The sequence below is a fragment of the Saccharothrix hoggarensis genome (assembly GCF_052936025.1).
In genome coordinates, this window is the sequence record NZ_CP193624.1 from 4,781,995 (window position 1) to 4,795,318 (window position 13,324).

Genomic DNA, 13,324 nt, shown 5'->3' on the forward strand with positions numbered 1-13,324 from the left:
GAGGTTCCCGGTGATCCACGAGGTGGACGAGGGGTTGCGCAGGCTGCTCGCGGACGGCGGCGTGCCCGGCGGTGGGGGTGAGCTGGCGTTCGACCCGCCCACCACGGACTGGGTGGCGCGGCGCAACGCCCCGACGGTCAACGTGTTCCTGTACGACATCCGCGAGGACCTGAGCCGGCGCTCGTCCGGCTCGGTGTCCGTGCGGGCCGACGACGAGCTGGTCGGCCACCGGGGCCCGCCGCGCTGGTTCCGGCTGTCGTACCTGGTGACCGCGTGGACGAACCGGTCGCAGGACGAGCACCGGCTGCTGTCGCAGGCGTTGGCGTGCCTGGCGGCGACGAACCGGCTGCGGTCGGCGTGGCTGACGGGGTCGCTGGCGGAGGCGGGCCTGACCGTCGGCGTCGAGTCCGGCGGTTCGGTGTCGGAGGGCCGGGCCGCGACCGACGTGTGGTCGGCGCTCGGCGGCGAGCTGCGGCCCGCGATCAACGTCGTGGTCACCGCGCCGGTCGTCGGCCCCGTCACCCCGGCCGACCCGGCCGCCGACGGCCTGGTGCTGATCGGCCCCACCGAGGGCGGGCGCAGGCTGCGCTACGACGGGTCGGGCGGCTCGGACGGCGACGCGGGCGGGTTCTCGGCCCCGCGCACCCGGCCGCTGCCCGAGGACCGGCGCCGACGCGGCGGGCCGATCCGGTGACCGCCGTGTCGACCGAGGCGCACGCGCCGGACCTGGCCTACCTGTGGGCGAGGCTGGCCGGCGTCGAGTGGCGGGTGCGCCGGGCCGTGGCGCAGCGCGTCGAGCACGACCCCGACCCGGACGACCCGCGCCGTGGCCTCTACCTGACCGCCGACACCGTGTGGCGCATCCTGGACGAGCCGGGGCGGCCCCTCGCGCCGCCCGACGCCGAACCGGACCTCGGGCCGCTCGCCGCGATGGTCCCCGACCCCGGCCCGCGCCTGCTCGGGCTCGCGCGGCGGTTCGACCTCGACCCCGTGGACGTCGAGTTCCTGCTGGTCGCGATGGCCCCGGACGTCGACCCGCGGTTCGAACGGCTCTACGCCTACCTCAACGACGACGTCACCCGCCGCCGGCCCACCGTCGGCCTGGCGCTGGAGCTGTGCGGGCTGCCCGCGGCGGACCCGGCCCGGTTCCGGTTGGCCCCGGCCGCGCCGCTAGTGGCCGGCGGCCTGGTCGAGGTGGTGGACGGCGGGCTGCCCGCGCTGTCCCGCGTGCTGCGGGTGCCGGACCGGGTGGTCGCGCACCTGCTCGGCGACGACGAGCCGGACGCGGCGCTCCGCGGCACGGCCCGGGTCGTGCGGGCGGGGCGGGAGCCGTCGTCCGACCTGGCCCGACGGCTCGGTGGCGCGCTGCGCGCCGGGTTGTCGCCGGTTTACCTGCGCGACCGCGACGGCGACGGCGGGCGGGTGGCGGGCGACGCGCTGGCCGCCGCCGGGCACGACGCCGTGGTGCTGGACGTGGCGGCGTTGGCGGACGGTGAGCCACCGCTCGCGGCGGCGGTCCGGGAGGCGCGGCTGCGCGGGGCGGGTCTCGTGCTCGGACCGCTGGAGCCGCCGGCGCCGGATCGCGTCGGCCTGGTGCGCGACGTGACCGCGCTGGTCGGCGACGTGCCGCTGGTCCTGCACGGCAGGCGGCACTGGGACCCGCACTGGTCGGCGCGGCCGGTGGTGTCGGTCGAGGTGCCCGCGCCGGGCCCCGACGAGCGGGCGCGGCGGTGGGCGGAGGCGTTGGCCGACGCCTCCGGCGCCGAGGTCGACGGCGCGCTCGTGGCCGACCTCGCCGGGTACCGGCTGGGCAACGACGAGGTGACCCGTGCCGTGGCGGTCGCGACGCGGCTGGCCGTGCTGGAGGACCGCCCGGTGGGCCTCGCGCACGTCCGCGCCGGCGTGCGGGCGCAGAACGGGGCCGGGCTGGAGAAGCTCGCGCGGCGCATCAACCCCGCCGTCGGCTGGGACGACCTCGTGCTGCCCGGTCCGACCCGCAAGCAGCTCGACGAGCTCGTCCTGCGGGTGCGGCACCGGGAACGGGTGCTCGGGCAGTGGCGGATGCGGCCCGGCGGCGGTCGGGGACGTGGCGTGGTGGCGTTGTTCGCGGGCGAGTCGGGCACCGGCAAGACCATGTCGGCCGAGGTGGTCGCCGCCGAGGTCGGCATGGACCTGTACGTGGTCGACCTGTCGTCGGTGGTGGACAAGTACATCGGCGAGACGGAGAAGAACCTGGAGCGGATCTTCACCGAGGCGGCGGGCGTGCACGGCGTGCTGCTGTTCGACGAGGCCGACGCGGTGTTCGGGAAGCGGTCCGAGGTCAAGGACTCGCACGACAAGCACGCCAACATGGAGTCGGCCTACCTGTTGCAGCGCATCGAGTCGTTCGACGGGATCGCCGTGCTGACCACCAACCTGCGGTCCAATGTGGACGAGGCGTTCACGCGCCGGATCGACGTCATCGCGGACTTCCCGGTGCCGGACGCCGAGCAGCGCCACGCGTTGTGGGACCGCTGCCTCGGCGACGCCGTCCCCCGGTCCGACGACCTCGACCTGGCGTTCTGCGCGGAGCGGTTCGACCTCGCCGGCGGTTCCATCCGCGCGTGCGCCGTGACCGCCGCCTACCTGGCCGCCGCCGCTGACCGCCCGGTGGCCATGTCCCACATCGTCGCGGCGATCCAGCAGGAGTACCGCAAGCTCGGCCGGCTCGTGCTGGAGAACGAGTTCGGCCCGTGGCTCGCGGCACGGCAGCCGTGACCGGCCGACCGATCACCCGGTCGACGCACGAGAGGAAGAAATGCACGCACACGACCACCCACCCGAACACGCCCAGGCGCACCCCGTCCGGCCCGTTCCCGCGGCGGAGCACGTCGGGCACGGCCACGCCGAGGTGCTGGAGTCACAACGCGCGGTCGGCAACGCCGCGACGAGCAGGTTCGTCGCCCTGGCACGGCAGGTGGAGCAGGTGTCGGAGGAGCCGACCGTGCAGCGGTCGACCGTTCCCGACGTGCTGCGACGTCCCGGCCGGCCGCTCCCGACCGGCTTGCGGACCGACATGGAGGCCCGCCTGGGCGCGGACTTCTCCACCGTGCGGGTGCACTCCGACGCCGCCGCGGTCCGTTCGACGGAGGAGATCGGCGCACGCGCGTACACGTCGGGCGAGCACATCGTCGTCGGTCGCGACGGCAACGACCCGCACACCTGGGCGCACGAGCTGACCCACGTCATCCAGCAGCGCCAGGGCCCGGTGTCGGGCACCGACCACGGCGACGGCCTGCACCGGAGCGACCCGTCGGACCGCTTCGAGAAGGCGGCCGAGGCCAACGCCACCCGTGTCCTGCGGAACGACCCGCCGGCGGCACACACCGATCACGGGGGTCACGCAGACCACGCGGGTCACGCCGATCACGGGGGCCACGCGGGCCACGCGGGTCACGGGGCGCACTCGGACGGCGGCGCTCCGGCCGTGCAGCGCACACCGGCCGTCTGGAGCCTGGAGCCGGCCGTCAACGAGGCCGTGGGGCTGGATTCGAGCGGCAACCCGCAGTCGTTCTGGCCCGCCATCGCCGGCGCGGCCCAGGACTACTCCACCCTGAAGGCCTCGGACGTCGGCCGCCGCCGTCACACGCTCACCCGGCTGACGAACGCGATCGAGGAGTGGGAACGCAACCAGGCGACCCGGACCCTGTCCGTCTTCAGCTCGGCCCAGACCCGCGCCAAGAGGCGGCTCATCGGCGAGCTGCGCCGGTTGATGACGGGCGAACTCCGGGAGATCGCGGACCTGGAGGAGCAGGAGCGCCAACAGCGAGCCGAGGCCGCGGCGGCGCCCGCGACGGCGATGGCGATCGGCGGCAGTGGCGGCAACGCGCCGGCGTCGTCGTCCGACGAGTACAGCTCCGACGACGACATCGACACGGCGGCGCTGCGAGCCAGGTTCACCGGCGTCGCGCCGCTGCCCGCCACCGTGGACGTGCACGCGCACTTCACCAAGCGCCGCAGGCTCCCGGCGATCAGCCGGGAAGGTCTCCGGCCAGGCGCCTCCCGCGGCATCGGGCTGGTGAACACCGACCGCGAGCCCGACACCCAGTTCACCTACCTGCTGTCCGGTTCGCCGGACGCCATCAGGTACGCGCCGGCCGAGGCCGGCGGGGCGGCGGTCGGCGTCCTCAGCTCGGGCGTCAACTTCGGCAGGGACAGCAACTACGGCGGCGGCGCGTACATGCACGCCGGTGGCGCGCCACCGATCCGTGACGCCCAGACCCACGGCGGTGGCGGACCGCTCTCGTTCACCCTGCCCGCGACGCCGCGGACCAAGCAGGGCATGGCGGACTTCATCAACCCGCGCCTCCTCGCCGCGGGCCAGCAGCTCCTCACGCCGGACGAGGCGTACCGGCGCGTGCTGGCCGAGCTGTACCGGCGCATGGGCATCACCATCGCCAAGGACCTGGCCCGAGCCTGATCACCACGACCGCGCCCCGGCACCCTTGGTGCCGGGGCGCTTCGGCGTGCGCGCCGACCGGCCGCCCGTCCGCGATGCCCGTTCAGGCAAAGGCTCTGCCCCCGCCCGAGCCCGCCGGCCCTGCCCCCGCACGGTGATCCACAGCAGGCTGGTGGAGCCAGAGCGGAAGAAGCGTCAAGGACAAGGAGCGACCATGCCGCAGTACCTCTCCCCCGGCGTGTACGTGGAGGAGGTCCAGACCGGGGCACGTCCGATCGAGGGTGTCGGCACCGCGGTGGCCGCCTTCGTCGGCTTCGCCGAGCAGGGCCCCTTCCACCAGCCGACCCTGGTGGCGAACTGGAACCAGTACGTCCAGCACTTCGGCGGCTTCATCGAGGGCGCCTACCTCGCGCACGCCGTCTACGGCTACTTCGCCAACGGCGGCGGCTCGGCGTACGTGGTCCGGGTGGGCGGCGCGGCGCAGACGACGGAGCCGGTCGCGCCCGAACCCGCCGCGCTCGGCGGCCTGCGGATCGCCGCGCTGCCCTCCGCCGGCGCGGACGTCACGGTCGAGGTCGCCGACGCCGAAGGGGAGAACCCGCCGGACGACCGCTTCCGGCTGCTGGTCCGGCAGGGCGACCGGGTCGTGGAGACCTACGACGTCTCGACCCGCCGCAACCTCAAGAACTACGTCGTCACGCACGTCACCGAGCGCTCGAAGCTGATCTCCGTCACGGAGGCGTCCGGCGCCGCGCTGACCCGTCCGGACAAGCAGTCCGTCGGCCTGCCCGCGCCGGTCGCCCCCGGTCCCGCGAAGGTCGACCCGCAGGAGTACGTGGGCGACCCGGAGGCCCGGACCGGCTTCGGCGGCCTGGAGAACGTCGACGAGGTCACCATGGTCGCGGTGCCCGACCTGATGAGCGCGTACCAGCGGGGCCTGATCGACCTCGAAGGCGTGAAGACCGTGCAGCAGGCGGCGATCTCGCACTGCGAGCGGATGGGTGACCGGGTCGCCGTGCTCGACGCGCCGCCCGGGCTGTCGCCGCAGCGCGTGCGGACGTGGCGGATGGAGGAGGCCAACCACGACTCCCGCTACGCCACGCTGTACTACCCGTGGATCAAGGTGTTCGACCCGGCCACCGGCCGCAACGCGCTCGTCCCACCGTCCGGGCACGTCGCCGGCGTGTGGGGGCGCAGCGACGCCGAGCGCGGCGTGCACAAGGCCCCCGCCAACGAGGTCATCCGCGGCGCGGTGGACCTGGAGACGGCGCTGAGCAAGAGCGAGCAGGACCTGCTGAACCCCGTCGGCGTGAACTGCCTGCGGTCGTTCCCCGGTCGCGGCATCCGGATCTGGGGCGCGCGCACCCTGTCGTCCGACCCGGCGTGGCGCTACCTGAACGTGCGGCGGCTGTTCAACTTCCTCGAGGAGTCGATCCTCATCGGCACCCAGTGGGTGGTGTTCGAGCCGAACGACGACCGGCTGTGGGCGGGCATCCGCCGCAACATCACCGCGTTCCTCACCGAGCAGTGGCGCCAGGGGGCCTTGTTCGGCCGCACGCCGGCCGAGGCGTTCTACGTCAAGTGCGACCGGGACAACAACACGCCCGAGTCGATCGACCTCGGCCAGGTCGTGTGCGAGATCGGCGTCGCGCCGGTCAAGCCCGCCGAGTTCGTCGTCTTCCGCCTGTCGCAGTTCTCCGACAACACCAGTCTCGTCAGCGAGTGACCACCCCCTCCACCCGATCACCTGATCGTTGAAAGGCGGCAACAGCCATGGCAGAAGGCGACGCCCTCTCCACCCACATCTTCGGCCTCCAGCTCGGCGCGTACGTCGTCGAATCGCTCCAGGAGGTCAGCGGGGTCACCGTCGAAGAGGACGTGGTGGAGATCTCGCAGGTCACCCCGCAGGGCAAGCCGTTGCTGCGCAAGCAGCCCGGCGCGCGCAAGGGCGGCGAGATCACCGTCACCCGCGGCATGGACAAGAGCAAGGAGTTCACCAAGTGGCTCAAGGAAACCCTGAACAAGGGCGACGTGGAGTCCGCGCGGCAGAACATCACCATCGAGATCATGAACAGCAAGGGTGAGACCGAGCGGCGGCTGAACCTGGTCAACGGCTGGGTCAGCCGGTGGGAGGGCCCGTCGCTCAAGGCGGGCGAGTCCAGCGCGGCCACCGAGAAGGTGACCATCACCTTCGAAGACATCACCCTGGAGGACTGATGCGCCGCCGGGTGATCGGCCTCGACTCGTTGGACGAGCTGGCCGAGCCGACGAAACGGGCAGCCGAGGCCCCTCGCGAGCCCGCGGCCCTCACCGAGTTCGAGTTCGAGCTGCCGCGCGGGTACGTCGACGCGGACGGCGTGGTGCACCGGCACGGCCGGATGCGCCTGGCCACGGCGCGCGACGAGCTCCGCCCGCAGATCGACCTGCGCGTCAAGGAGAACCCCGGCTACCTCAGCGTGCTGCTGCTCAGCACCGTCATCACCGAGCTGGGAGACGTCGAGGAGGTGAACGTCGGCGTCGTGGAGCGCATGTTCGCCACCGACATCGCGTTCCTCCAGGACTTCTACCGCCGCATCAACAGCGAGGGCCACACCAGGGCGGGCGTGACGTGCCCGTCGTGCGGCAGCGCGTTCGAGGTCGACCTGGCGGGTGGTCGCCTGGGGGAATCGTGACGTACGCGGCCGACCGGCTGCACGAAGAGGTCGCGTACGTGGCCTACCACTTCCACTGGCCGCGCGAGGAGATCCTCGACATGGAGCACCACGAGCGCTTGCGCTGGGTGCGGGAGATCGCGCGCATCAACACGAGGGTGAACGAAGGGGGGTGACCCATGAGCTTCTGGTCCCGTTTCCGCCGTGCCAAGCCGGAACCGCCGGCGACCGCGACCGCCGCTGCCGCGCCCCGTCCCGCCCCGAGCGGCGGCTGGCGCGCGGCACCGCCGATGGAGGGCGTGATCCAGCGCGCGGCGATGCCCGTGAGCGACGGCCTGCGCTTCCGCAACGGCCTGACGTCGTGGCAGGACCACACGTTCGGCACGACCATGGGCCACTCCGTGACCGCGGACGCGCCCGGCGGCGTGATCCACGGCCTGGCCCGTCCCACCGGGTTCCCGAGCGAGGCGCACGGCGGCGAATCTCTCACCGTCGCGCTGCGGTACCGGAACACGCCGGGACCGGACGGCACGCCGGACCCGTCGCAGCCCTCGCCGGCACCACAGCCGCAGCGACCGAAGCCGCCGGAGTCATCACGGTCGTCGTCGGATCTGACGGGACGATCCGAACCCTTGGTGTCGGTGAAGGCATCGGGGACGGCACCAGGAACGGCCGTGGCGTCGGGGGCGGCGGCGCACCCGGCTTCGCCCGAGCCGTCGGGGTTGTCGGGGCTGTCGGGGCTGTCGGGGCTGTCGGGGCTGTCGGGGCTGTCGGGGCTGTCGGGGCTGTCGGGGCTGTCGGGGCTGTCGGGACGGTTGCCGGAGTCGTCGTCCGAGCGGTCGTCTGAGCGGTCGTCGGTCGGTCCGGTGGCCCTGCGGCCGCTGGGACAGCCGTTGACGGTCGCCCGGCGTGACGTCACACCGCCACGCCCCGTGCCGGTGGTGCGGGGCGCGGCCGGCGGACCCAAGCCGTCCGCCGCAGCAGCGGGCAGCACGGCAGGCACCAGTACGCCAGGGAGCAGCACGCCGGTTCCCTCCACCTCCGGCAGCAACGCGTCAGGTAACAACCCGTCGGCGGGTGGCACGTCGGCAGGTGGTGCATCGGCAGGTGGTGCCGCTCCGATCGTGCAACGGTCGGTGAAGCGGGGTGCGCGGACCGACGCGCCGTTGCTGGGCGAGCCGTTGACCGAGCTGCCGCCCAGCGCGGTGGTGGCTCCGGACAACGCGCCCCTGACCGCCGGGCCGGTGGTGCAGCGGGCCCAGTGGACGAACCCCGCCACCAACTCCCCGGCCAACCCGGCACAGGTTCCGCCGGCCGTCCAACGGGCTCAGGCCAACGCCGCCGCCCAGCCGACGCTCACCACCCCGGCCACCCCGACGTCCCGACCGGCAGTCCCGCCCAAGCCCGACAACCCGACCACTCCGACACCCGCGGTCCGGCGAACTCCCGGCGAGCCATCCTCCCCAGAGCAGGCGCGACCAGTAGTCCGGCCGGCCGACACCAACCCCAGTGCCCCCGCCACCTCTACGCACCCCGCGTCACCACCCACGGTGCAGCGGGCAACCACCGACGCTCCCGCACCGGTGGTCCGGGGTGGCGAGCCGCCCCGGACGTCCGCGACCGCCGAGCGGCAAGCCGACTCGTCACCGATCCCGGTGGTGCAGCGAAAAACGGCGCGGAGCGAGACCCGGAACGAGGCGTCGGCCGTCCGCCCGGTGATCGGGATCGGCGCGCCGATCTCGGAGATCCCACCCACGGCAGCCCTCGACCCCACCGGGCCGAGGCTCCCCACCCCCGTCCAGACCTCCACCGCACCCGTCCCGCCGGTGGTCCGGACACAGCCCAGTCCCGCGCAACCCGGTCCCGCCCAATCCAGTCCTGCACAGCCCAGTCCCGCGCAACCCAGTCCCGCACAGCCCAATCCGGTGCGACCCACTCCCGCACAGCCCGACCCCGTGCGGACCAACCCGGCCCACACCGGCCCGGCCCACACCAACCCGGCCCAGAGCAACCCGGCCGACAGCACCACGGCTCAGGCCAACCCCGCGCCGGTCGCACCACTGCCCCTCCAGCGACCGGACCAGCGGTCGGATCGTCAGCCGGAACAGCGGCCGAATCACCGGCCGGCCGGGCGGCAGGACCAGCGGTCGGACAGCGGTCGTCGCGGAACGTCCCCTCGTCCCGAAGTGGTGCCCGTCGCCCGATTGGCACCCACCCGAACCTCGACCACTCCCCACCCGACCGTCCAGCGCTCCACCGTCCAACGCTCCACCACCCAGCTCGCCACCACCCAGCGCTCCACCGCCCACCTCACCCGCCACCGCACCGCACCACTGATCGCCGACCGCCCCCTGGTCCTCCGCAGCGCCATCGAGACGTCGGCACCCCCGCCGCGGACCAACCCGACCAGCAAGGTGGTCCCGGTGCGCTGGACCCCGGAACCCCAGGTCCAGCGGGCCGCGCAACGCTCCCCCGTCCGCCCCGCTCCACCGCGACCGCGGCCGACCACCCACCCGACGCAGAACACCCCCGGCCCGCCGGTGGCGCCCGCGTACCCGCCGGTCGCGGTCACGGCACCGCCTCTCCCCACCACACCACCGAGACCACGTCTGCCGACCGTGCAACGCGCGACCGGCGCGTCGAGCGAACCGCGACCCGTCAGCAGACCGCCGACCCCCACGCCCACCCCGGCGCAAACGATCACCAGAGCCACCACCAAGACCCAACCCGAGAGCGACGACGAGACCGACGACGCGAAGCCGCACCACGCGCCGTCCCGCGCCGACCTCGACCAGCTCGCCCGCTCGCTGATCGACCCCGTCAGCAGGTTGCTGCGGGCCGAGGTGCGGCACGGGCGGGAGCGGGCCGGACGGCTCCACGACCGCCGCCGCTGACCGCGCCACCCACCCGTCGAACACCCAGCCGAACCAGGAAGAGCCCGATGTCCGACACCATCTTCGCCACCAGCGTCTTCTTCCGGCTCGCCATCGCGGGCAACGACCTCGGCGCGTTCCACACCTGTGACGGCATGGGCGCGCAGATGGAGGTCGAGCAGTTCGCCGAGGGCGGCAACAACGGCTTCACGTGGCAGCTGCCGTCCCGCATCACGTGGTCGAACATCACGATGACGCGGCCGGTCACGAGCGACACGGCGAAGGTCGTCAAGTGGCTCAACGACGTCGTCAAGCGGGTCGAGCGCAAGGACGGCGAGATCGTCGCGCTCACCCCGGACGGGACGACGATCGCGAGCTGGCAGGTGCAGGGCATCGTCCCGGTCCGGTGGCAGGGCCCGTCGTTCGACCCGGCCACCTCGCAGGCCGCCGTGGAGACGATCGAGTTCGCCCACGAGGGCATCCAGGCGTCCTGAGAGGAGCACGTCGTGGCAGGCAAGGCAGGCGCGAGCCTCACGCGCGCCCAGCTGGTCATCATGGAGCCGCCCGCGAAGGTGGGCGCGCGGCCGGGCGGTCGGCTCGCCAGCGTCAAGTTCCAGTTCAACCCGAACTCGCTCAGCCTGACGAAGAACGTCGAGTGGCGGCGCAGGCCGTCGCGGATGGCGGGGCAGACGGCGGTGCCGGAGTTCGTCGGCAGCGGGCCGCGCACGCTGTCGGTCGAGGTGTTCCTCGACGCCACCGCGACGCACGACAACTCGGTGGAGAACCGGGTCGAGCAGCTGCTCCTGGCGTGCGTGCCCACGAAGAAGAGCCGGGCGAAGAAGAAGCCCGCGAGCCCGTGGGTGCGGTTCGAGTGGGGCACGGCGAAGACGACGTCGTTCGACGGCGTGCTGTCGAACCTGTCGGTGGACTACTCGCTGTTCGACGTGGACGGCAAGCCGCTGCGCGCCCGGTGCGGGTTGTCGATCGAGGAGGCCGGGTCCGACGTGCCGGGTCAGAACCCGACGTCCGGGTCGCGCGAGGCCCGTCGCACGCACCGCGTGGTGGCCGGGGACAGCCTGCCGGAGCTGGCGTGGCGCGAGTACGGCGACGCGACCGCGTGGCGGGTGATCGCCGAGGCCAACGACATCGACGACCCGATGTCCCTGGCGCCGGGCGTGGAACTGCTGGTGCCCGCGGTGGAGGAGGTGCGATGAGCAACGTCGGCCGGGCGTTCGCCGCGCTGCCCGTGGTGCGGGCGGGTTCGCTGACGGAGGCGTGGAACGAGCGGCTGGTGAGCTGCGTGGTGGACGAGAACGTGGGTCTGCCCGACTCCGCCGTGCTGACCTACCACGACGACAACTTCGAGCTGCTCGCCGATGCCGCCATCGAGATCGGCACGCCGGTCCGGGTGTCCGTGTCGAGCGTGCTGGACAACGGGACGGAGCCGCTGTTCACCGGCGAGGTGACCGCGGTGGAGGCGGACGCGGACTCGACCGGCTCGTTCACCGTCATCCGGGCCATGAACAAGGCGCACCGGCTGTTCCGCGGCCGGAAGGTCGAGGCGTTCCGCAACACGACCGCGGCCCAGGTGGTGCGGCGGGTGGCGAAGGGCGCCGGGCTGACCGTGGGCCGGATCGAGGTGGCCGCGGTGACGTACCGGCAGATCAGCCAGCCCGCGATCTCCGATTGGGAGTTCCTGCAGCTGATCGCCCAGGAGCACGGCGTGGTCGTGCAGGTGGACGACCAGGGCGCGTTGGAGCTGGTCAAGCCGCGCGCGGCGGCCGGCGCGCCGCCCGTGGGCACGTCCGCGGACGTGAACCCGCTGGTGCTGCACCACCGCGACAACCTGCGGTCGGTGCGCGCCTCCCTGTCGAGCGTCGACCAGGTGAGCGGTGTCGAGGTGCGCGGCTGGGACGTGGCCACGAAGAAGGCGCTGGTGGCCGTGGCGCCCGCCGTCGTCAGCACGACCGTGGCGCCGGGCATGTCGCCGACGGTGATCGGCAAGGCGTTCCGGGCGGGCGCGCGGACGCTGGTGGCGGACACGCCGTACGCCACGCAGGCGGAGACGACCGTGGTGGCGCAGTCGCTGGCGGCGGCGGCCAGCGCCGGTTTCGCCGAGATCGAGGCGGTCGCCGACGGCGAGCCGAAGCTGCGGGCGGGCGTGCCGATCACGCTCAGCGGCGTCGGCGCCGCGTTCAGCGGCCGGTACACGGCCACGTCGGTGCGGCACGTGCTGGAGCCGGGCGAGGGCTACCGCAGCATCGTCACGGTGAGCACGTCGCCGGACCGCTCGCTGGCCGGCCTGACCGCCGGCGCGGCGCCGCGCACGGGCCGGATGCCGGGCCTGGCGACCGCGATCGTCACCGACATCAAGGAGGTCGGCGGCGAGCGCGGGTGGGTGCGGCTGAAGTTCCCGTGGCTCGACGACAACTACGTCACCGACTGGGTGCGCACGGTGCAGCCGGGCGGTGTGCGCGGCGGCGGCGTGTTCAGCCCCGAGGTCAACGACGAGGTGCTCGTCGGCTTCGAGCAGGGCAGCCTGGACCGGCCGTACGTGCTGGGCGGCCTCTACAACGGGGTGGACCAGCCGACGCCGCACGCCGTGCCGCTGGTGGACCGCAAGAGCGGCCGCGTCAACCGCCGGTCGCTGGTGTCGCGCGGCGGCAACCGGCTCGACCTGCTCGACGGCATGACCGCCGCCGGCGTGCGGCTCACCACCGGCGACCAGCGGCTCGACATCACGCTCGACGAGAAGACCGGGCAGGTGGACATCCAGGTCCGCGGTCCGGGCGGCGGTCGGCCGCTCGGCGCGATCACGCTCACCAGCCGCGGCATCACGGTCGACGCGATGAGCGGCGACCTGGTCCTCAACGGCCGCTCGGTGAGCGTCAACGGGGCCACCGTGTCGGTCAAGGGCACCGACGTGTCGGTCAAGGGCGTCAAGTCGGCCACGGTCGACGGCGGGCTCCGGGCCGTGCTGAAGGGCGCCGAAGTGCACCTCAACCCCCCGCTCGCACCCTGAACCCCCTGATCGCGAAGAGAGGTCGACATGCCATCCGCCGTCCGGCTCGGTGACCAGACGTCCCACGGCGGCGCCGTCGGTCCGCCGCCGCCCCCGGCCGCGGTCCTGGTGTCCTCGGTGCTCATCGAGGGCCGACCGGCCGCCGTCATCGGCAGCACGCACGTGTGCGTGGTGCCGCCCCACGCGGCCCTCAGCCCGGCGAACGTCCTGGTGCCCGGTCCGGGTTCGGCCGGTCCGCCGGTGCTGATCGGCGGCCTGCCCGCGGCCCGCGTCGGTGACCGCACCTCGTGCCAGGCCAACGTGATCGTCGGCGCGCTGACCGTCCGGATCGGAGCGTGAC

12 protein-coding genes are annotated in these 13,324 nt (G+C 73.5%); all 12 read left to right on the forward strand.

Going from position 1 to position 13,324, the window contains the following annotated elements:
* Positions 1-10: 10 nt before the first annotated feature.
* The 12 genes from ACRAKH_RS21475 to ACRAKH_RS21530 all read left to right on the forward strand — a co-directional run bounded on the left by ACRAKH_RS21475 (position 11) and on the right by ACRAKH_RS21530 (position 13,323).
* Entirely contained in the window at positions 11-694 is a 684-nt protein-coding gene (locus ACRAKH_RS21475; protein WP_447009218.1) for a DUF4255 domain-containing protein, read from the forward strand.
* 5 nt (positions 695-699) lie between these two features.
* Positions 700-2,757 (forward strand): AAA family ATPase, encoded by a 2,058-nt coding sequence (locus ACRAKH_RS21480; RefSeq protein ID WP_447009219.1) that lies wholly within the window; start codon positions 700-702, stop codon positions 2,755-2,757.
* Between the two features lie 40 nt (positions 2,758-2,797).
* On the forward strand, positions 2,798-4,459 hold the full coding sequence (locus ACRAKH_RS21485; protein WP_380727104.1) for an eCIS core domain-containing protein: 1,662 nt from the start codon (positions 2,798-2,800) through the stop codon (positions 4,457-4,459).
* A gap of 193 nt (positions 4,460-4,652) precedes the next feature.
* The gene (locus ACRAKH_RS21490) at positions 4,653-6,164 is read left to right on the forward strand and encodes a phage tail sheath family protein (RefSeq protein WP_380727102.1); all 1,512 of its coding nucleotides are present in this window, start codon (positions 4,653-4,655) and stop codon (positions 6,162-6,164) included.
* Between the two features lie 47 nt (positions 6,165-6,211).
* Entirely contained in the window at positions 6,212-6,655 is a 444-nt protein-coding gene (locus ACRAKH_RS21495; protein ID WP_158849515.1) for a phage tail protein, read from the forward strand.
* On the forward strand, positions 6,655-7,110 hold the full coding sequence (locus ACRAKH_RS21500) for a hypothetical protein (RefSeq protein ID WP_380727100.1): 456 nt from the start codon (positions 6,655-6,657) through the stop codon (positions 7,108-7,110). Before ACRAKH_RS21495 ends, ACRAKH_RS21500 begins: the two co-directional genes overlap by 1 nt.
* Entirely contained in the window at positions 7,107-7,265 is a 159-nt protein-coding gene (locus ACRAKH_RS21505) for a DUF6760 family protein (protein WP_202919099.1), read from the forward strand. Before ACRAKH_RS21500 ends, ACRAKH_RS21505 begins: the two co-directional genes overlap by 4 nt.
* A gap of 2,028 nt (positions 7,266-9,293) precedes the next feature.
* Positions 9,294-9,983 (forward strand): hypothetical protein, encoded by a 690-nt coding sequence (locus ACRAKH_RS21510; protein WP_380727094.1) that lies wholly within the window; start codon positions 9,294-9,296, stop codon positions 9,981-9,983.
* Positions 9,984-10,030: 47 nt separating this feature from the next.
* Positions 10,031-10,456 carry a phage tail protein gene (locus ACRAKH_RS21515; protein ID WP_380727092.1) on the forward strand — a complete coding sequence of 142 codons (426 nt, stop codon included), beginning with the start codon at positions 10,031-10,033 and terminating at the stop codon, positions 10,454-10,456.
* Between the two features lie 12 nt (positions 10,457-10,468).
* Positions 10,469-11,176, forward strand: coding sequence for a CIS tube protein (locus ACRAKH_RS21520; protein WP_380727090.1), 708 nt, complete (start codon positions 10,469-10,471; stop codon positions 11,174-11,176).
* The gene (locus ACRAKH_RS21525) at positions 11,173-12,984 is read left to right on the forward strand and encodes a VgrG-related protein (protein ID WP_380727088.1); all 1,812 of its coding nucleotides are present in this window, start codon (positions 11,173-11,175) and stop codon (positions 12,982-12,984) included. The genes ACRAKH_RS21520 and ACRAKH_RS21525 overlap by 4 nt, the downstream gene beginning before the upstream one ends.
* Positions 12,985-13,011: 27 nt before the next feature.
* The gene (locus ACRAKH_RS21530) at positions 13,012-13,323 is read left to right on the forward strand and encodes a PAAR domain-containing protein (RefSeq protein ID WP_380727086.1); all 312 of its coding nucleotides are present in this window, start codon (positions 13,012-13,014) and stop codon (positions 13,321-13,323) included.
* The last annotated feature ends 1 nt before the right edge of the window (position 13,324 follow it).